Here is an 18,789-nt window from a genome sequence, read left to right as displayed (position 1 = left end):
GGCCCCTCAGCCACACCGACCCTCCCGGGAACGTACGGTCCCAGGCTCAGTCCAAAGGCAGGTCGATCGCCACCCGCGTGCCTCGTCCGCTGGCGACCCGGCCGATCTCCAGGCGACCGCCGAGCTCGGACTCCACCAGCGTGCGCACGATCGAGAGCCCCAGGCTCGTCGAGGCATCCAGATCGAAGCCCGGCGGCAGCCCGCGGCCGTCGTCCTCGACGCCGAGCCGGAGACGTCCGGCCTCTCGCCGCACGCCCATGACGATGCTGCCCACTGCGCCGTCGGCGCCTGAGGGCGACTCGCCGGGGTAGCCGTGCTCGACCGCGTTCTGGATGACCTCGGTGAGCACCATGGCCAGCGGCGTCGCGGTCTCGGAGAGCAGCCGGCCGAAGGAGCCCTCGCGTCGCACCCTGACCCGTCCGGCGACGCTGGACACCTCGCCCACCATGACGCCCAACCGGTCGGCGATCTCGTCGAACTCGACGTCCTCTTCGACCGCCTGGCTCAGCGTCTCGTGCACCAGGGCGATCGACCCGACCCGGCGCACCGCCTCCTCCAGTGCGGCGCGGGCCTCGACGGCATCGATACGGCGTGCCTGGAGTCGCAAGAGCGCCGCGACGGTCTGGAGGTTGTTCTTCACGCGGTGGTGGATCTCGCGGATCGTGGCGTCCTTGGTCACCAGTTCTCGGTCGCGACGACGCAGGTCGGAGACGTCGCGCACCAGCACCAGCGCGCCGATGTGCTCGCCGCCCGGGCGCAGGGGGATCGAGCGCGCGATGAGCGAGACCGACTCCCCCGACAGCTCGGTGTCGCGATGCACGCGGCCGCCCATCACCGCGCTGAGCGTCTCCTCGTCGAGACGACGCCGCGGCGGCACCAGGCTGCGCGTCAGGTCGGCGAGCGCGTGGCCGGCGAGGTCACCGGAGAGCCCGAGCCGCCGGAAGACCGACTGGGCGTTCGGGCTCGCGTAGACGACCCGCCCCTCGGAGTCCACGCGCACGAAGCCGTCGCCGACCCGCGGCGAGTCCGCGTGGTCACTGCGCTGGCCGGGAGCCGGGAAGCGACCTTCGGCGATCATCGTGGTGAGCTCGCCTGCGGCCTGGAGGTAGGAGAGCTCCAGCCGGCTGGGAGCCCGCACGCCGAGCAGGTTGGTGTTACGGGCCACCACCGCGACCACCTTGTCGCGGTGCCGCACCGGGATCGCCTCCACTCGCACCGGCACGTCGTCGCGCCACTCCGGCTCACCTTCACGCACCAGCCGTCCGGTGGCGAGCGCCTCGTCGAGCGGAGGGCGGCGTCCGACCGGCACGAAGGTGCCCACGACGTCGTCGACGTAGGCCGTCGGCGCCGTTGTCGGGCGCATCTGGCCGCCGGCCCAGAACCCGTGCCCTTCGCGATCGGGCAGCCACAACACGAGGTCGGCGAACGAGAGGTCGGCGATGATCTGCCAGTCGGCCTGGAGCAGCTGGAGCCACCGGACGTCGCTCTCGTCGAGGTCGGTGTGGCTGCGCACGAGCTCGCTCATCGAGGGCACGAGCGCAGCGTAGTGGTGCCGGCCAGGGGCATTCGTCACACCGGCCTCCACACGCCGAGACCCCACTCGTCGTCCTCAGACTCATTTGGCAGGATGCTGGCCATGGCGGGCAGCTACTGGGAACAGGTGATCGCCGACGACATGTCGGTGCCCACCGACCGCCCTCTCGGGGACCTGACGGCCGAGCTCACGCGCATGCTCGGAGACACCGATCCACTCCTGCGCGACGACATCGCCCTGCCCACGCTGGCGACCTGGATCGAGCGAGGCGTCTACGACGACCTGCTCGCCGGGCTCGGCGACGGCATGACGACCGGGCTCTCCCGGGGCCTCGGCGGTGGACGCCGGGTACGCGGCGACGACGCGTCGCTGGGGCCGACGGGCCCGGACGCCGTGTTCCGCCGCTCGTTCTCGGCGCTCGTGCTGGGCGTGTGCATCGAGCGCGACAATGCCGTCTCCGTGCTGCCCGACACCACGGTGCTGGGCTGGGGCGACCGGCTGGTCACGTGGCTGCTCGGCGAGACCGACCAGCGTGGCTGGGTGCCCGGCAAGGGCTGGGCGCACGCGGTCGCTCACGGGGCCGACGCGCTGGCCGCCCTGGCGGCGTCGCGACACCTCGGTACCCCCGAGCTCACCGTCCTGCTCGACGTCGTCGCCGACCTGGCCATCACCAGCACCGAGCAGCGCTGGACCGCAGGCGAGCCGGACCGGCTCGCGGGCTCGGTGCTCGCCGTCCTGCGCCGCGACCTGGTGCCGATGAGCGTGCTCGAACCCTGGATCGAGCGACTGCTCACCGCCGCGACCATGGACCCGGCATCGGTCGAGGACACCGGCGCCGACCCCTACGCGGCCACCCACAACGCCGAGGCGTTCCTGCGCGCCCTCTACCTGCGCCTGGCCATCGGGCCCCGGCCACCCGAGGTGCGCGGCGACCTCGTGCTGGTGCTCGTGGACGCACTGCGACGCAGCACCCCCTGGGCCCTGGGCCCCACCGCGTAGCCACTGACCCGGCGCCAGTTTCACGTGACCCGTCGGCGTGGGCGCGGGGGTACGGTGCGCAGCATGAGTGAGGTCAGGTCAGACAGCGTCACGGGCGTCGACGGCAGCCCGGCGGACGGCGGCAGCGCGGCGGCTGCACGGCCCGTGGGGCACGGTGCGGTCGAGGTGGCGCGCGCTCACGGCGTCGAGACGCTCTTCACGCTGTCGGGTGCGCACGTCTTCCCGCTCTACGACGGGGCGGTGAAGGCGGAGCCGCCCATGCGGCTGCTCGACGTACGGCACGAGCAGACCGCGGCGTTCGCGGCCGAGGCCACCGGCAAACTGACCCGTACACCCGGGCTCGCCGCCCTGACCGCGGGGCCCGGTGTCACCAACGGCGTCAGCGCCATCGCGCAGGCGCAGTTCGCCGGTTCGCCGATGGTGGTCGTGGGCGGGCGGTCGCCACAGAACCGGTGGGGCACCGGTGCGCTCCAAGAGCTCGACCAGCCGCCCATCGTGGCACCGGTCTCGAAGCTCGCCCGCACGCTGATGACCGCCGACGACGTGGTGCCGGGTCTCCACGAGGCGTTCACCGTCGCCGGCTCCTCGCACCGCGGCCCGGTGTTCGTCGACGTGCCGATGGACGAACTCTTCGGCACCTCCTCGGTGCTCGCCCCCGAGGCCGACCGGCCGCGGGGGGCCGCTCCCGACACCGACGCGATCGATGACATCGCCCGGCTGCTCACTCGGGCCGAGCGACCGGTCGTGATCTTGGGCACCGACGTGTGGGCCGACCGCGCCGAGGGAGCAGCCCTCGACCTGGTCGAGGCGCTGGGCATCCCGGCGATCACCAACGGCATGGGCCGCGGTGTGGTGCCCGGTGGGCACCCGCTGCTGGTCACCAAGGCCCGCGGCCGAGCGCTGAACGGCGCCGACCTGGTGATCGTGGTCGGCACCCCGCTGGACTTCCGGCTCGGGTACGGCGTCTTCGGCGGTACCGGGTCGAAGGACGGGGCGAGCGCCACCCCGGCGCAGGTCGTGCACATCGCGGACTCCCCCGGCCAGATCGCCGCGCACGCCGCTCTCGCGGCGTCCGTCTCCGGCGACCTCACGTCCTGTCTCGCCGGCCTCCAGGAGGCGGTGGAGCGGCAGGGTCAGCGCTCGTACGCCCCGTGGTCCGACGAACTCCGGCGGGCCGTGCTCGCCGCTGCCGAGCGCGACGCCGACCTGCTGCGGGCCGAGGCCGACCCCGTGCACCCGGCCCGCATCTACGGCGAACTCGTACCGCGGCTGGCCGACGACGCGGTCGTCATCGGCGACGGCGGCGACTTCGTCTCCTTCGCCGGCAAGTACGTCGAGCCGAAGCGACCCGGCGGCTGGCTCGATCCCGGCCCCTACGGCTGCCTCGGCGCCGGGCTGGGCGCGGCCATCGCCGCCCGCATCGCGCGGCCCTCGGCGCAGGTGGTGCTGTTGCTCGGCGACGGCGCGGCCGGCTTCTCCCTCATGGACGTCGACACCCTGGTGCGCCACGGCCTACCGGTGGTGATGGTGATGGGCAACAACTCCGCGTGGGCGCTGGAGAAGGGCCCCATGCAGATGCTCTACGGCTACGACGTGATCGCCGACCTGGCCCAGCGCACGCCCTACGACGACGTGGTCAGGGCGCTCGGCGGCGCGGGTGAGACGGTGACCGACCCCCAGCAGATCGGGCCGGCGCTCGACCGCGCCTTCGCCGCCGACGTGCCCTACCTGGTCAACGTCATCACCGACGTCGAGGCCGCCTACCCGCGCAGCACCCACGGAATCTGATGCAGGTCCGCGCGGCCCAGGACGCCGACCTCGAGGCCGCGGCCGAGGTGACGGTCGCGGCCTACGCACCGTTCACCCACGGCCCCACCGACCCCTACGTCGACCGGCTCCGCGACACGGCCTCCCGCGCCAGAGACGCGGACCTGTGGGTGGCATCCGAGCAGTCGGCGGTCGCTGGCTGCGTCACCACCTGCCCACCCGGCTCGCCATGGCGCGAACTCGCCCGCGACGGCGAGGCCGAGTTCCGGATGCTGGCGGTGGCTCCCGACGCGCAGGGCCGCGGTGTCGGCGCCGCCCTGCTGAGTCACGTGCTCGACCACAGCCGAGCCTCTGGGTGTCGCTCCATCGTGCTGTCGTCGCTGCCCGCGATGCACAGCGCCCACCGGCTCTACGAGCGCCACGGGTTCGTCCGGCTGCCGGAGCGCGACTGGTCACCTCTGCCCGACGTACACCTCATCGCCTTCGGGAGGCAGCTGTGAGCGACTCGACCGCCACCCTCACGTTCACGGTCACCGACGACGACACGGCGCTGGCCGTCGGCTCGGGCAGCCTGCCGGTGCTCGGCACGCCTCGGCTGCTGGCCTGGTGCGAGGCCGCCACGTGCGCGGCACTCGAGTCCGACCTGCGCGAGGGCGAGAGCTCGGTGGGCACCCGGGTGGCGATCGAGCACCAGGCACCCAGCCCGGTGGGCGCACGGCTCGAGGTCACCGCATCGGTGATGCACATCGACGGTCGGCTGCGCCGGTTCACCGTCGGCGCCAGGCACACCCGCGACTCACCGGTTGGCAGGGCGGGCGCAGTCGTCGCCACCGGCGAGGTCACCCGTGTGATCGTGGACGTCGAACGGTTCGTGTCGCGGCTGCGATGAGTTCCGGCGTCGACACCCGTCCGTACCCACGCACGACACCGAGAGGAGACCCATGAGTCGAGGCAACAACCCGCCCAGCACCGCCGAACTGCTCGCCGCCCACCTCGCCGGACTCGACCGGCACGTGCTCGGCGTAACGGCCGGGCTCGACGAGGAGCACGCGGCCAGCAGCGTCGTCCCCTCCGGCTGGACCATGCCCTGGATGCTGCACCACCTCGCGGTCGACAACCTGCTGTTGTGGACCGCCGCCGTGATCGCCGGTGACCCCGCCGCCATCGCGCGCTGCGCCCCGGACGCCGAGAACGCCGCGCCCGCGACCATCGCCGAGGCCCGCGATTCCTACGCCGCGGAGTCGGCCGCCGCGCAGGCGGTCCTCACCGACCTCGACCTGGGCGCCGCACCCGCGTGGTGGCCGGAGAACCTGTTCGGCACCTGGCGGCTGGAGACCAACGAGCAGGTCATCACGCACCTGCTCGTCGAGGTCGCCACCCACGTCGGCCACCTCGACCTCGCACGCGAGCTGCTCGACGGCTCGCACTGGGACGTCTTCCGCGGTCAGCTCGTGCCGCCCGGCGGCTGAGCGACCATGGCCGCGCTCAGCGTCTCCCGCGGGGCCGCTCGCTCGTGGCGCCTCGAGCGTCACCTGCTCGACCCCGTCGGTGGTGCCTCGGTGACCGAGGTGGTGCGGCGGCTCACCGGCGTCCCGACCATGGACGCCGCCAAGGCCGAGCTGGCAGTCCGCGTGCGGCGAACCGGCTCTCAGGCCGGCGAGCTGGCCACGGCGATCGCGGACGGCGACGTCGTGCAGGCCTTCGCCTTCCGCGGCGCGGTGCACGTGATGGCACCCGACGACGCCGGCGCGTGGCTGGCGGTGCGCGGCGCCGGCCGTCAGTGGGAGCTGAAGAGCTGGCGTGAGCACTATCGCCTCGAGGCCGACGACTGGCCGCCGCTGCTCGACGCCGTGCGGGCCGCGGTCGCGGACGGTCCGGTCACGTTCGGCGAGCTGGGCGCGGCGCTCACCGCGCACCGCCGGTTCGCCCACCTGCGCGCCACGTTCGAGGGCGACTACGGCACGCTGGTCAAGCCCTTCTTCTGGCAGGGCGCCTGCTGTTTCGGGCCACCGCGTGAGGGTCGCGCGACGCTGCGGTCCCTCGACCACGTGAGAGGTTGGCGGGGTATCTGGGATCTCGATGAGGCGGGGCCGCACTGCGTGGTCGCGTACCTCGGTGCGTTCGGACCCGCGTCGCGCGCGAACATCCACCACTGGCTCGGCGCGGGGCTGAGCGCGGGTCGTCAGAACATCGAGCGCTGGCTGGCCGGACTCGGCGATCGGCTCGCGCAGGCGCGCTTGGAGGGTGTCGACGAACCGACCTACGCGCTCGCGGAGCACACCGATGGCCTGACGGCGGCCGAGCCGTCGCGCGCGGTGCGCCTGCTGCCCGGCCACGACGCGTGGGTGATGGGTCCGGGCAGCGACGACCAGCTGGTGGTGCCGCCGATGATGCGGCCCGCGGTCACGAGGAAGTCCGACCTGGTGCTCGTCGACGGCGTCGTGCGCGGCACCTGGCGGGCACGTGCCGGTGAGGTCGTGGTGGCCTGGCCGGACGACGACGCGCCGGCGGAGCTGGACGCCGAGGCGCTGGCGGCCGAGGTCGAGCGCGTGGCCGCCCTACTGTGACCTCATGCCCCTGAGTCCGGACGAGTTCTATGCACACGCCCTCGCGGCCACCGACGCGGAGCGGCGGTTGCCGCTGGCCCGGATGACCGGTTGGGAGATCAGCCCCTTCGAGCCCGACGGCCTCGTGGTATCCCGTCTCCAACCACCGGTGCTGCCCGAGCCGCCGCGCCACGGCGACGACGCGTCGTCGTGTCGATCGTGCGAGCGGCGCGACGAGGGGCTCTGGCTCAACGAGCGGTGGCGGCTGACCCGGATCGACGGCGTCGGTGTGCCCCTGGTGCTGATCCTGCACCCGCGCGACCACTACGACATGGACGAGCTGAGCGACGAGATGGCCGCCGAGCTCGGGGTGCTCGACGTGCACCTGACCCGGCACGTCGAGGCGCTGCCGCACATCGCCCGCTGCCACACCTACCGGCTCGGCGACGGCGGCGCCCACCTGCACCTCTGGCTCTTCGCCCGCCCCGAGGGCCAGGCCCAGCTGTTCGGCTCCTGGATGGTCGTCTGGGACGACCTGCTGCCCGAGTACCCCGATGACGTCGCGCAGGCGGACGCCGAGCGGGTCGCCGACGCGCTCGTGGCGTCTTGCGGCGGCTGGCGCGGGTGACCCACACCAGTGGCCGACCGCCGAGGTGGGTTACTCGGACGCAGGTCAGGTGAGGTGGACCATCGCGGACTCGCGGCCGACCACCACCGGGACCGCTTCGATTTCGGATAGTCCAGCCGACCTGGGAGACTGACCCACTGATCCAGCGCCACCAACCAGCCGGTGGCTCACGAGCGGAGGAGATGACCATGGGCAAGACCGGTCGCAAGCGCCGCGCTCGTCGCAAGAAGAGCGCCAACCACGGCAAGCGTCCCAACGCCTGATCCGGCTTCTGCCAGATCGGCGCTCAGAGCGCAGCAGAGCCCCGAACCCGCTCAGGGTCCGGGGCTCTTGTCGCGCGCGAGGAGTGGTGAGTCTTAGGACTCCCGGATCTCGATCTGCACCTGCCGCACGCGCATCATCACGCGGGCTCGCAACTCGGCCGGCGCGGTCTCGCTGCACGAGCGGGCGACCACGGCCTTGACGGTGCGCTGGAGGTCGTACTTGGCCAGGCACGGGTTGCAGGTGTCGAGGTGCAGCCGCACGGCGGCGCAGTCGGCCTCGTCGAGCTCGTTGTCGATGAAGTAGACGATCTGCTCGAGGAAGTCGACGCAGTCGCTCGCACTGGGGTGCTCGTGGTCGTGGTTCCGGTGGGCGGGGTCGGTGCTCATGCGTCCTCCCCCGGCAGGCTCGAGGCGGGCAGCAGGTCGTGCTCGCGCACATAGCCGGTGAGCATGTCGCGCAGCTGACGCCGGCCGCGGTGCAGCCGCGACATGACGGTGCCGATGGGGGTGTCCATGATCTCGGCGATCTCCTTGTACGCGAACCCCTCGACGTCGGCGAGGTACACGGCCAGACGGAACTCCTCGGGGAGCCGCTGGAGGGCGTCCTTCACCTCGGAGTCGGGCAGGTGCTCGAGGGCCTCGGTCTCGGCGGACTTCAGTCCAGAGGAGCTGTGCGACTCGGCGCGCGCGAGCTGCCAGTCCTCGACGTCCTCGGACATCGACTGCTGCGGCTGGCGCTGCTTCTTGCGGTAGTTGTTGATGAAGGTGTTCGTGAGGATGCGGTACATCCACGCCTTGAGGTTCGTGCCCGGCTTGAACTGGTGGAACGAGGAGTAGGCCTTCGCGAAGGTCTCCTGCACCAGATCCTCGGCGTCGGCCGGATTGCGGGTCATGCGCATCGCACCGGCGTAGAGCTGGTCGAGCAGCGGCAGCGCATCGCGCTCGAAGCGCGCCGAGCGCTCGGCGTCGGTCTCTGTCTCCCGGTCGACGGGGTCGGGGGCGGCCTCGAGGGCGGAGTCACTCATCGCGCTCCAGCCTACCGACACCGCATCCCGCACGGGTGGGTCCATCACTGCCATCACGACATGTCCAACCCGGGGAGCAACGCGACCATTCCCGCGCGGCTCCTGGCGGCTCACACGTTCCGGGCCAGCCACTCCAGGACGGCCTCGACCAGCATCTCCATCGCCTCCGCCTGGTCCAGCGGGCCACTCTTGAGGACGCCGAACGAGTGGTCGCCGCCCGGCAGCACGGCCATCTCGGCCCCGTCGGGCAGCGGGTCGGGGAACTCCTCGGGACGACCCATCGGGTCACGGTCTCCCTGCACCAGCAGTACCGGCACCCCCGCCTGCTCGAGCTCGGCCAGCCGCGACTTCTCCGGCTTGCCCGGCGGATGCAGCGGGAAGGCGAGCCCCAGCACCGCCACCGCCCCGAGCTCGCCCGCGGTCCGCAGCGCCGAGCGCGCACCCGCCGACCGGCCACCGAGCACCAGCGGCACCGCTCCCGCGGCCTCCCCGAGACGAGCGGCTGCCGCGCGGAGCCCGTCGTCCAGGGTCGGCGGCGGGGTCGCGACTTTGCGTCCGGTCACGCGCCAGGGTTGCTCGAAGAGCGCGACCGTGTAGCCCTGGGCCGGCAACGACTGGGCCAGGGCCACGAGGTCGCGGGTGTCGATGCCGGCACCGGCGCCGTGCGAGAGCAATACGACCGCCACCGGCTCCCCCGTGGCCTCGTGCACCTCGAGACGCCCCGGCCCGTGGGATGTCTCGACGTCGTGCCGGGCGGGCGTCACGACTCCGCCGGCAGCGGGGCGACGAGCTCGGGTCCGTTGTTGCGCACGTTGCTCACCAGGGTCGAGACCGGGAACGCCTCGAGCCGGCCCGGCGCGGCCGGCACCAGCAGGTCGCGCAGGTCACCGGACGCCACGGTCGGGTCGAGCCAGTCAGACCAGCGCTCGCGGTCGACCATCATCGGCATCCGGTCGTGGATGCGCCCGATGTCGTCCTCGGCGTCGGTGGTGATGACGGTGCACGTCCAGCGGAACCGGTCGGGGTCGTCGTCGGACTTGTCGGGGTCGCGCCAGATCTCGTAGAGACCGGCCATGGCGAGCACACCGCCGTCGGTGGGCCGGATGAAGAAGGGCTGCTTCGCGGGCTTTCCCTTCGCCGTGAGCCGCTCGGTCGGGTACCACTCGAAGTAGCCGTCGGCGGGCAGCAGGCAGCGCCGCTTGGCGAACGCCCGCTTGTACGCGGGCTTCTCGGCCACGGTCTCGACGCGGGCGTTGATCATCCGGTTCCCGATCGAGGGATCCTTGGCCCACGACGGCACGAGTCCCCAGGTGAGCACCCGCAGCTGCCGCTCGGCCGCAGGGGGCTCCTCGCCCCGGGGCGGTCGCTCGAGCACCGCATAGACCTCCTTGGTGGGGGCCACGTTGTAGTCGGCCGCCAAAGGCTCACGGATCAGCGGCTCGTCGACCTCGAACTCCTCGACGAGGTCGTCGGGGTTCCGACTCGACGCGTACCGGCCGCACATGACTCCACCCTAGGGTGGGACTGGCCCTGGGTGGGGTCGTGTAGGAACGAGTCATGTCACTCAGCAGACTCATCGCCCGCCCCCTGCTCGCCTCCACCTTCGTCATCGGGTCTGTCAACGCGATCAAGAACAGTGACGCGCTGGCCGCCAAGGCCAAGCCGGTCACCGACGCCGTGGTACCCCAGTTGAAGAAGGCCGTGCCGGTGGTGCCCGAGGATCCGCAGACCCTGGTGCGCATCAATGCCGCCGCCCAGATGGTCGCCGCCCTCGGTCTGGCCACCGGCAAGGCGCCCCGCCTCTCCTCCGCCGTGCTGGCCGCCTCGCTGGTGCCCACCACCGTCGCCGGCCACGCGTTCTGGTCGGAGACCGACCCGGCGACCAAGAAGGCCCAGCAACTGCACTTCTTCAAGAACCTCTCGATGCTGGGTGGTCTCGTGATCGCCGCGGGTGACACCGACGGCAAGCCCGGAGTGGCCTGGCGCACCAAGCGGGCCGCGAAGGACGCCCGCAAGGAGGCCGGCCACCTCGCGCACTCCGCTCGCCAGGAGGCCAAGCTCGCCGTGGCATCCTCGCCACTGGGCTGAGCGCACCGACGCAGGCGTGGGCACTACGCTGCCGGTGATGACCACCGACAGCGATGCCCCTGCCTGGCCAGCGCCGCGCGCCCGTCGTCCGGTCGACCTGGCCGTCACCCTGCCGGGCAGCAAGTCGCTGATGAACCGGGCGCTACTGCTCGCAGCCCTGGCCGACGGACCCTCGCTCGTCCGGCGTGCGCTGCGATCACGTGACTCCCTGCTCATGGCGGGTGCCCTCGAGGCCCTGGGAGCAGACCTCGACACGAGTGGCGAGCACTGGCGGGTCGCGCCGGGCGCCTTCGACCGCGACGCCGCGATCGACTGCGGCCTCGCCGGCACCGTCATGCGGTTCGTGCCGCCCGCGGCGGCCCTCTCCTCGGGTGTCGTGGCCTTCGACGGCGACCCCTACATGCGCTCGCGCCCGGTCGGCGAGGTGCTCGCAGCCCTCGTGGGCCTGGGCGTGGACGTGCGCGACGAAGGCCGTGGCGCGCTCCCCTTCACCCTGCACGGCAGCGGGCACGTGCGCGGCGGCCGGGTGGTGCTCGACGCCTCGCAGTCCTCGCAGTTCATCTCGGCGCTGCTGCTCTCCGGTGCCCGCTACGACGAGGGCGTCGACGTGCGTCACGACGGCAAGCCGGTGCCCTCACTCCCCCACATCGACATGACGGTCGCGGTGCTGCGCGAGCACGGGGTCGAGGTCGACGACACCGACGCCAACCGCTGGGCCGTGGCCCCCGGCCCGATCCGGGCTGTCGACCGCACCATCGAGCCCGACCTCTCCAACGCCGCGCCCTTCCTCGGCCTGGCAGCGCTCACCGGCGGCACGGTCCTGGTGCACGACTGGCCAGAGCACACCACCCAGCCCGGCGCGGTGCTGCCCGACCTGCTCACGCAGATGGGCTGCACCGCCACCCTCGAGGAGCAGGGCCTGCGCCTGACCGGCCCGGACGGCGGCCGCAGCGCCCTGAGCGGGCTCGACGCCGACCTGCACGACGTCGGCGAGCTGACACCCGCCATCGCGGCCCTGTGTGCGCTGGCGACCACCCCCAGCCATCTGCGCGGGGTCGCTCACATCCGCCACCACGAGACCGACCGGATCGCCGCGCTCGCGAAGGAGCTCGACGCTCTCGGCGCCGAGGTCGTGGAGCACCCCGACGGCCTCTCGTTCTCTCCGGCCACCCTGCACGGCGGGAGGTTCGGCACCTACGCCGACCACCGGATGGCCCACGCGGGCACCCTGGTCGGCGTGGCGGTCGACGACGTGCTCGTCGAGGACATCGCCTGCACCTCCAAGACCTTCCCCGACTTCGCCGGTTTCTGGTCCGGCCTGCTCGAACGGGACTGAGGCGCCGTGCCTCCCCGCCAGCGCTACGGCACCGACGACCACGAGCACTACGAACGACCCCGCCGGCGCACTCGCCCGCGCACGAAGGACCGCCCCAGCTACGCCGACGCTGCCGAGGCGGTGGTGGTCACCGTCGACCGCGGCCGCTACACGCTGCGTCCCGACGGCGCCGGGAGCGACGGGGTCGGCGAGCGGGTGATGGCGATGCGTGCCCGCCCGCTGGGTCGCAAGGCCGTCGTCGTCGGCGACCGGGTGCGGGTCGTGGGCGACCTCAGCGGCGACGACGGATCCCTGGCCCGCATCGTCGAGGTGACCGAGCGTCGTACGGTGCTGCGCCGCACGGCGGACGACGACGATGCGATCGAACGGGTCATCGTGGCCAACGCCGAGCAGCTGGTCGTCGTCACCGCGCTGGCCGATCCCGAGCCGCGCACCGGACTGGTCGACCGGGCCCTGGTGGCCGCCTACGACGCCGGCATGCAGCCGTTGCTGTGTCTCACCAAGGCCGACCTGGCCGACCCAGACGCCTTCCTCACCACGTACCGCTCCCTGGGCGTGCCCTGGGTCGTCACCCAGCGAGGCGGCGATCTGGCCGAGCTGCGCGAGCGGCTGGCCGGGCGCGGCAGCGTGCTGCTCGGGCACAGTGGCGTCGGCAAGTCGACGCTGGTCAACGCGCTGGTGCCCGACGCCGACCGCGAGGTCGGCCACGTCAACGCGGTCACGGGCCGTGGGCGGCACACCTCGGTCTCGGCCTATCTCATGACACTGCCCGACGACCCCGCCGACGGCTGGATCGTCGACACCCCCGGCATCCGCTCCTTCGGGCTGGCGCACGTGCAGCCGGAGGACCTGATCGAGGCCTTCCCCGACCTCGACGAGGAGACCGAGGAGTGTCCTCGCGGGTGCACCCACGGCGACGACGAGCCCGAGTGCGGACTCGACGAAGCGCTCGAGGCGGGACGGGCCGACGCCGACCGGGTGCGCTCGTTCCGGCGGCTGCTCGCCGCGCGCTCCGAGCCGGCCTGGTAACTGCGACCCGCGCCATGCCCTAGCCTCACAGACGTGCCCCCGACCGACCCTCGCGACTTCACCGACGACCTGCGCCTGGCCCACGTCCTCGCCGACGACGCCGACGCGTTGACGACGTCTCGCTTCAAGGCGCTCGACCTGCACGTGATGAGCAAGCCCGACCTCACCCCGGTGACCGACGCCGACCAGGGTGTCGAGGAGAGCATCCGGCGCACGCTCTCGCGCGCCCGCTCGCGCGACGCGGTCACCGGCGAGGAGCAGGGCACGACGGGCAGCAGCAACCGCCGCTGGATCGTCGATCCGATCGACGGCACCAAGAATTTCGTGCGTGGCGTGCCCGTGTGGGCGACGTTGATCGCGCTGGCCGTCGACGACGAGGTCGTGGTCGGCCTGGTCTCGGCGCCGCAGCTCAACCGCCGCTGGTGGGCCTCGACCGGAGCGGGTTCTTGGACCGGCAAGTCGCTGCTCAAGGCGACCCGCATGCAGGTCTCCGACGTACGTCGTCTCGAGGACGCGTCGCTGTCGTACTCCTCGCTCTCGGGGTGGGAGGAGCGCGACCAGCTCGACGACATGGTCTCGCTGATGCGCCGGGTGTGGCGCACCCGCGCCTACGGCGACTTCTGGTCCTACATGCTCGTCGCCGAGGGCGCGGTCGACCTCGCCGCGGAGCCGGAGCTCGAGGTCTACGACATGGCCGCCCTCGACGTGATCGTGCGCGAGTCCGGGGGCAGGTTCACCTCCCTGGCCGGCGACGACGGACCGTGGGGCGGGAACGCGATCGCCAGCAACGGCCACCTCCACGAGGCGGCGCTGGCGTTCCTCGGCTCCTCCCCCGACGACCCCGACCGCGACGACCCCGACTGGCCGCGACGGCCCGGCGGATCCGTCTCCGACCTCCGCCACCGGCGCCGCTGAGACGCCGATGGGACGCCGATGGGACGCCGCCCGCGGATCTCCCACCGGACGCTGCGCGTCGGCTAGGGTCGTGACCCAGGTCACATCCGATGCGGGAGGTCAGCTGTGAAGATCGCCGAGGTTCTGGCGGCGAAGTCCGCCAACGTCGCACCCATCACCATCACGCCGGACGCCGGCGTCCGCGAGCTGTTGTCGCTGCTCGCCGAGCACAACGTCGGAGCCGTCGTGGTCAGCGCCGACGGCGCGTCCCTCGACGGCATCGTCAGCGAACGCGACGTCGTGCGTCACCTGCACGCCGACGGCACGGTCGTGAACAACACAGTCGGCGCGATCATGACCACGGTCGTGGCCACCTGCACGAGCGACGAGGAGCTCGACGCGGTGATGGGCCAGATGACCGATCGACGCATCCGGCACCTGCCCGTCGTCGACGACGGCACGCTCGTGGGCGTCGTCAGCATCGGCGACGTCGTGAAGCAGAAGATCGCCGACCTCCAGTTCGAGCGCGACCAGCTCGACTCCTACGTGCACCAGACCTGAGCCCGCGCTGGTCCAGCACACCTCCACGCGGGTCTTAGCTGAGGGCGGCGCGTGCCGAGGGTTGAGAACGTCCTCCGTGCCCCGGGAGCCCCCGGCGCGGACACCTCACCCAAGGACGCCTCGTGAAGGACCGCTACCAGCCCGAGCAGGATCTCGACGTGGCACCCGCAGCCGCGGTGACCGACGTCTCCCCGGCGGCGCTGGTCGCCGGGGCCGATTACGCCAAGGGCAGCCGGCTCGTGCCGGGCGCGGGCAGCGACGACCTGACCCGGTGCGCGCCTGGGGCAACCGGATGCTCACCCGCGCGTTCAACCTCGCCTTCGACGAGGAGATCACCGACCTCTGCTACGGCTACAACGCCCTCTGGCTCGACCAGCTGCCCCTGCTCGACCTGCCCGACGCCGGCCGGCAGCGCCGACGCTCGTGCGGCTGCCCGCCGTCCACCGCCTCCGGCGACGAGCCGGAGATGCGCTTCGGCGACGGCTTCGAGATCGAGACGCTGCTGTGCTGTCGCTTCTCGCAGGCCGACGCGGAGATCGTGGAGGTGCCGGCGCACGAGTACGACCGGATGCACGGGGAGAGCAACCTCTCCGCCGTCAGCGACGGGCTACGGGTGCTCGACACCCTCGTCCGGGAGGCGTGAGTCGTTCGCTACTGGTCCTGCTGCTCGATCGCGGAGTCGAGGGAGTCGAAGGCGGTGGGGCGCTTGACGAGCCCCATCCGGCTGGCCGGCCAGACACGCGCGAACACCTTGCCGACGACGGCACTCACCGGCACGTAGGCCTGACTGGCATCGCACGGCGCATCCTTCTCGCGCCCCACGCAGTTGAGGTGGTAGCTGGAGTCCGCGGAGTCGTCGCGGTGGTCGCCCATGACGAAGAGCATGCCGTCGGGGATCGGGCCGGCCGACCAGTCGCACGTCGCCTTCTCGGGGCCGTCGCAGCGGGAGTTGTTGAGGGTGAAGCCGCTGGAGTCCAGCGGCACGCCGTCGACCTCGAGACGGCCCTGGCTGTCGCAGCACACGATGGTGTCGCCGGCGACGCCGATGACCCGCTTCACCAGGTGCCCGCCGGTCGGATACAGACCGATCTTGCCGAGCACGTCGGTGAGGAGCGAGGGGTCGGCCGGCTGCTGCTCGTTGGAGTCGAGCCAGTCGATGCGGTCCTGACCCTCGGCGCCGGGCATCTCGCCCGGATCCTCGAAGACCACGACGTCGCCTCGCTGCGGCGTGCCGCTGCCCCAGTAGGAGACCTTCTGCACGAGGATCCGGTCGTTGACCTGGAGCCCGGGCTGCATCGACTTCGAGGGGATGTAGAAGGCCTGCACCAGGAACGTCTTGACGATGAGCGCCAGCACCACGGCCATCACGAGCAGCAGCAGGGACTCCTGCCACACGGGCATCCGCCGCTTCTCGGCGCGCGGACGAGACGCCGTGGCACCGGCCGCCGACTCCGGCCCGTCAGGCTCCTTCGACACATGTCCTCCGCTCACGACCGGACTGGCTCCCGGCCCCGGGAACCCTACCCGGCGATCCCAGGCCCGCGTGGAGGCTCACCCGGATCGGGCGGCTCCCCCGCAGCGTCTAGGGTCGGGCCCATGGACAAGCCCGAGATCGACTTCCCCGACTTCGACCCGCCCGCCGACCTCGTGATCGAGGACGTCACCACCGGTGACGGCGAGGAGGCCGCCGCCGGCCAGACCGTGAGCGTGCACTACGTCGGCGTCGCCCACTCCACCGGCGAGGAGTTCGACGCCTCCTACAACCGCGGCGAGCCGCTGCGGTTCCGGCTCGGCATCGGCCAGGTGATCCAGGGCTGGGACACCGGCGTGCAGGGCATGAAGGTCGGTGGCCGCCGCAAGCTCGTGATCCCGCCGCACCTCGGCTACGGCGAGCGCGGCGCCGGCGGCGTCATCAAGCCGGGCGAGACCCTCATCTTCGTGGTCGACCTGCTCGCCGTCTCCTGAGCCCTGGCGCGATCGCGCCCTCCGCGACTACCAGGGCAGGCCGTCGGGCTCGGACTCGTCGGCCACCCTGGCGCTCAGGCCTCCCAGCCCCTCTCCCAGCGCGTCGTCGAGCCGGACGACGTCGCCCACCCGAAGCTGCCGACCGCGGCGGGTGTCGACCTCGTCGTTGACCAGCACCTGCCCCGCGGCGATGACCTCCTTGGCCATCGAGCCGCTCTCGATGAGGTTCGCGAGCTTGAGGAACTGACCGAGCCGGATCGACTCGTCGCGGATGGGGACGCCGGGCGGCTCACTCATGGCAGCAGTCTGCCGCGTCACCCGAGCAGCACGCTGACGAGGTGGATGAGCACACCCACCAGACCGCCGACCACGGTGCCGTTGATACGGATGAACTGGAGGTCGCGACCGACGTGCAGTTCGATGCGCTCGGCGGCCTCGCGGCCGTCCCAGCGCTCGATGGTCTGGGTGATGACCGAGGTGAGCTCTCGCCCGTATCGCTCGACCACGAACACCGAGGCGTCGGCGGCGGCCCGGTCGAGACGCTCGCGCAGGGTGTCGTCGCCGAGCAGCCGACGCGCGAAGCGGGTGACCTCGTCGAGCAGCCGCACCCGCACCGCACCGGCCGGATCCGTGAGCGAGGCGGCGAGCGCCCGGCGCAGCGCCTGCCACAACGACACCGCCGTCGCCACCACCTGCGGCTGGTCGAGCAGCCGGTCCTTCAGCGCCTCCGCACGCTCGCGCGTCGCGGGATCCTCACGCAGGTCGTGGGCCAGGCGTCGCAGCAACGTGTCGAGGGCCGCCCGCGCCCGGTGGCCGCGGTCGTCGCGGATGTCGGCCACCCACCGCACCAGCTCCAGGTGCACCCGCGAGGTCACCCGGTCGTTCAGGCTCTGCGGCGCCCACCACGGCGCCCGCTCCCCGAGCACCTCGGCGACCGTGTCGGGGTTGTCGATGAGCCAGGCGTGCAGCTCCTCCAGCGCCAGGTCGACCAGCCCGTGGTGCAGGTCGTCGCGCATCGCCTCGCTCAGCAGGTCGGCGAGCAGCGGCGCGATCGGCTCCTCGTGGAACCGCGGCACCAGCGCCTCGGTCACCAGCGCGCGCACGTCGTCGTCCCGCACCTTCGACAACGCCGTACCGACGGCGTCGGCGACCTCGTCGACCACGCGTTGGGCGTGCTCCGGCTCCTCGAGCCAGCGCCCGACCCGCAGCGCGACCTGCGCCCCCAGCACCTTCTCGCGCACGATGGCGTCGGAGAGGAAGTTCTCTCCGACGAACTCCTCCAGACCTCGGCCCAGCTCGTCCTTGCGCCTGGGTACGAGCGCCGTGTGGGGCACCGGCAGCCCGAGCGGATGGCGGAACAGCGCGGTGACGGCGAACCAGTCCGCGATCGCGCCGACCATCGAGGCCTCGGCGCCGGCGTTCACGAAACCCAGCACGCCGCCCTGGTCGCGGGTCAGCACGTAGACGACGGCGGCGACCACCAGCAGCGACGACGCCAGCAGCCGCATGCGGCGCAGGCCGCGGCGACGCTCGACGTCGGCGCTGGGGTCTCCCAGGGGCAGGGCGAGTCGCGGAGGCGGGGGCGGCTTGCTCATCAGGAGCGATTGTGCAGCACGAGCTGTCTCCGGCATCGCCGTCCTCCGGCACCGCGACCTCGGCCTCTGCAAGACTGCGCGCCATGCCCGCCCCCCGCACCGTCGTCACCTTCGGCACCTTCGACGTCTTCCACGTCGGCCACCTCAAGGTCATCCAGCGAGCCGCCGAGCTCGGCGACCGGCTCGTCGTGGGGGTCTCCGCCGACGAGCTGAACATGCGCAAGAAGGGCCGCGAGCCGGTCTTCGACGAGACCGAGCGGATGGCGATCGTCGGCGCCCTCAAGCCGGTCGACGAGGTCTTCCTCGAGGAGAGCCTCGAGCTCAAGCGCGAGTACCTGGTGCGCTATGGCGCCGACGTGCTCGTCATGGGCGACGACTGGGCAGGCCGCTTCGACGAGTTCGGCGACATCTGCGAGGTCGTCTACCTGCCGCGCACGCCCGCCATCTCGACCACCGCCCTCATCGAGAAGATCTCGCGATCATGACCGTGCCGCGACCCGGTGCCCAGGGTGCGGCCCTTACGCTGTCGGTGCACGTTTGCCCTCGGGTCGGCAGGGCA

The 18,789-nt window shown here is 72.2% G+C and carries 24 protein-coding genes; 16 read left to right on the top strand and 8 right to left on the bottom strand.

What is annotated here, in order from left to right; translation table 11 throughout:
* Positions 1–46: 46 nt before the first annotated feature.
* Positions 47–1,525: a sensor histidine kinase gene (locus ISG29_RS04210; protein WP_207792782.1), complete on the bottom strand. Its 1,479-nt coding sequence runs from the start codon at positions 1,523–1,525 to the stop codon at positions 47–49.
* A gap of 111 nt (positions 1,526–1,636) precedes the next feature.
* On the opposite strand from ISG29_RS04210, the gene ISG29_RS04205 reads away from it, so the two are divergent.
* From ISG29_RS04205 to ISG29_RS21805, 8 genes are all read left to right on the top strand, one after another.
* Positions 1,637–2,533 carry a DUF2785 domain-containing protein gene (locus tag ISG29_RS04205; RefSeq protein ID WP_194502048.1) on the top strand — a complete coding sequence of 299 codons (897 nt, stop codon included), beginning with the start codon at positions 1,637–1,639 and terminating at the stop codon, positions 2,531–2,533.
* 63 nt (positions 2,534–2,596) lie between these two features.
* Positions 2,597–4,321: an acetolactate synthase gene (locus ISG29_RS04200; RefSeq protein ID WP_194502047.1), complete on the top strand. Its 1,725-nt coding sequence runs from the start codon at positions 2,597–2,599 to the stop codon at positions 4,319–4,321.
* Positions 4,321–4,800, top strand: coding sequence for a GNAT family N-acetyltransferase (locus ISG29_RS04195; protein ID WP_194502046.1), 480 nt, complete (start codon positions 4,321–4,323; stop codon positions 4,798–4,800). The genes ISG29_RS04200 and ISG29_RS04195 overlap by 1 nt, the downstream gene beginning before the upstream one ends.
* Positions 4,797–5,189 (top strand): thioesterase family protein, encoded by a 393-nt coding sequence (locus ISG29_RS04190; protein ID WP_194502045.1) that lies wholly within the window; start codon positions 4,797–4,799, stop codon positions 5,187–5,189. Before ISG29_RS04195 ends, ISG29_RS04190 begins: the two co-directional genes overlap by 4 nt.
* A 52-nt stretch (positions 5,190–5,241) precedes the next feature.
* Positions 5,242–5,769 (top strand): mycothiol transferase, encoded by a 528-nt coding sequence (locus ISG29_RS04185; RefSeq protein WP_194502044.1) that lies wholly within the window; start codon positions 5,242–5,244, stop codon positions 5,767–5,769.
* 6 nt (positions 5,770–5,775) lie between these two features.
* Positions 5,776–6,867, top strand: coding sequence for a DNA glycosylase AlkZ-like family protein (locus ISG29_RS04180; protein ID WP_194502043.1), 1,092 nt, complete (start codon positions 5,776–5,778; stop codon positions 6,865–6,867).
* A 4-nt stretch (positions 6,868–6,871) separates the two neighbouring features.
* A complete protein-coding gene (locus ISG29_RS04175) occupies positions 6,872–7,474 on the top strand; it encodes a hypothetical protein (protein WP_194502042.1) in 603 nt (200 codons plus the stop codon).
* A gap of 188 nt (positions 7,475–7,662) precedes the next feature.
* Positions 7,663–7,737, top strand: a complete 75-nt coding sequence (locus ISG29_RS21805; protein ID WP_407921286.1) for a 50S ribosomal protein bL37 — start codon at positions 7,663–7,665, stop codon at positions 7,735–7,737.
* A gap of 93 nt (positions 7,738–7,830) precedes the next feature.
* On the opposite strand, the gene rsrA is transcribed toward ISG29_RS21805, so the two are convergent.
* The 4 genes from rsrA to ISG29_RS04155 all read right to left on the bottom strand — a co-directional run bounded on the left by rsrA (position 7,831) and on the right by ISG29_RS04155 (position 10,266).
* Positions 7,831–8,124: a mycothiol system anti-sigma-R factor gene (gene rsrA / locus ISG29_RS04170; protein WP_194502041.1), complete on the bottom strand. Its 294-nt coding sequence runs from the start codon at positions 8,122–8,124 to the stop codon at positions 7,831–7,833.
* Positions 8,121–8,762 carry a sigma-70 family RNA polymerase sigma factor gene (locus ISG29_RS04165; RefSeq protein WP_194502040.1) on the bottom strand — a complete coding sequence of 214 codons (642 nt, stop codon included), beginning with the start codon at positions 8,760–8,762 and terminating at the stop codon, positions 8,121–8,123. Before ISG29_RS04165 ends, rsrA begins: the two co-directional genes overlap by 4 nt.
* A 110-nt stretch (positions 8,763–8,872) precedes the next feature.
* Positions 8,873–9,526: an alpha/beta hydrolase family protein gene (locus tag ISG29_RS04160; RefSeq protein ID WP_194502039.1), complete on the bottom strand. Its 654-nt coding sequence runs from the start codon at positions 9,524–9,526 to the stop codon at positions 8,873–8,875.
* Positions 9,523–10,266: an SOS response-associated peptidase gene (locus tag ISG29_RS04155; RefSeq protein WP_194502038.1), complete on the bottom strand. Its 744-nt coding sequence runs from the start codon at positions 10,264–10,266 to the stop codon at positions 9,523–9,525. Before ISG29_RS04155 ends, ISG29_RS04160 begins: the two co-directional genes overlap by 4 nt.
* Before the next feature lie 53 nt (positions 10,267–10,319).
* Here ISG29_RS04155 and ISG29_RS04150 point away from each other — a divergent pair, with 53 nt between their 5' ends.
* The 6 genes from ISG29_RS04150 to ISG29_RS04125 all read left to right on the top strand — a co-directional run bounded on the left by ISG29_RS04150 (position 10,320) and on the right by ISG29_RS04125 (position 15,313).
* Positions 10,320–10,850 (top strand): DoxX family membrane protein, encoded by a 531-nt coding sequence (locus tag ISG29_RS04150; protein WP_194502037.1) that lies wholly within the window; start codon positions 10,320–10,322, stop codon positions 10,848–10,850.
* Positions 10,851–10,887: 37 nt separating this feature from the next.
* Positions 10,888–12,186, top strand: a complete 1,299-nt coding sequence (aroA, locus tag ISG29_RS04145) for a 3-phosphoshikimate 1-carboxyvinyltransferase (RefSeq protein WP_194502036.1) — start codon at positions 10,888–10,890, stop codon at positions 12,184–12,186.
* Positions 12,187–12,192: 6 nt separating this feature from the next.
* The gene (gene rsgA, locus ISG29_RS04140; protein WP_194502035.1) at positions 12,193–13,215 is read left to right on the top strand and encodes a ribosome small subunit-dependent GTPase A; all 1,023 of its coding nucleotides are present in this window, start codon (positions 12,193–12,195) and stop codon (positions 13,213–13,215) included.
* Positions 13,216–14,130, top strand: coding sequence for an inositol monophosphatase family protein (locus ISG29_RS04135; protein ID WP_207792780.1), 915 nt, complete (start codon positions 13,216–13,218; stop codon positions 14,128–14,130). It abuts the gene before it with no gap.
* Positions 14,131–14,235: 105 nt separating this feature from the next.
* Positions 14,236–14,670 (top strand): CBS domain-containing protein, encoded by a 435-nt coding sequence (locus ISG29_RS04130; RefSeq protein WP_194502033.1) that lies wholly within the window; start codon positions 14,236–14,238, stop codon positions 14,668–14,670.
* 271 nt (positions 14,671–14,941) lie between these two features.
* Positions 14,942–15,313 carry a hypothetical protein gene (locus tag ISG29_RS04125; RefSeq protein ID WP_194502032.1) on the top strand — a complete coding sequence of 124 codons (372 nt, stop codon included), beginning with the start codon at positions 14,942–14,944 and terminating at the stop codon, positions 15,311–15,313.
* Positions 15,314–15,321: 8 nt separating this feature from the next.
* Here ISG29_RS04125 and lepB read toward each other — a convergent pair whose 3' ends face one another.
* A complete protein-coding gene (gene lepB, locus ISG29_RS04120; RefSeq protein ID WP_328827897.1) occupies positions 15,322–16,146 on the bottom strand; it encodes a signal peptidase I in 825 nt (274 codons plus the stop codon).
* 120 nt (positions 16,147–16,266) lie between these two features.
* Between lepB and ISG29_RS04115 the strand changes: the two genes are divergently transcribed.
* Positions 16,267–16,635 (top strand): FKBP-type peptidyl-prolyl cis-trans isomerase, encoded by a 369-nt coding sequence (locus ISG29_RS04115; RefSeq protein ID WP_194502031.1) that lies wholly within the window; start codon positions 16,267–16,269, stop codon positions 16,633–16,635.
* Between the two features lie 27 nt (positions 16,636–16,662).
* Here ISG29_RS04115 and ISG29_RS04110 read toward each other — a convergent pair whose 3' ends face one another.
* Together ISG29_RS04110 and ISG29_RS04105 are read right to left on the bottom strand one after the other, a co-directional pair.
* Positions 16,663–16,932, bottom strand: a complete 270-nt coding sequence (locus ISG29_RS04110; protein WP_194502030.1) for an RNA-binding S4 domain-containing protein — start codon at positions 16,930–16,932, stop codon at positions 16,663–16,665.
* Positions 16,933–16,949: 17 nt separating this feature from the next.
* Positions 16,950–18,230: a DUF445 domain-containing protein gene (locus tag ISG29_RS04105; protein WP_194502029.1), complete on the bottom strand. Its 1,281-nt coding sequence runs from the start codon at positions 18,228–18,230 to the stop codon at positions 16,950–16,952.
* An 83-nt stretch (positions 18,231–18,313) separates the two neighbouring features.
* Between ISG29_RS04105 and ISG29_RS04100 the strand changes: the two genes are divergently transcribed.
* On the top strand, positions 18,314–18,715 hold the full coding sequence (locus tag ISG29_RS04100; RefSeq protein WP_194502028.1) for an adenylyltransferase/cytidyltransferase family protein: 402 nt from the start codon (positions 18,314–18,316) through the stop codon (positions 18,713–18,715).
* Positions 18,716–18,789: the final 74 nt, after the last annotated feature.

Source organism: Nocardioides acrostichi (genome assembly GCF_015319165.1).
Taxonomy (GTDB): domain Bacteria; phylum Actinomycetota; class Actinomycetes; order Propionibacteriales; family Nocardioidaceae; genus Nocardioides; species Nocardioides acrostichi.
The sequence above is the reverse complement of the archived record's forward strand: the minus strand, read 5'-3'. Positions and strand labels throughout refer to the sequence as shown.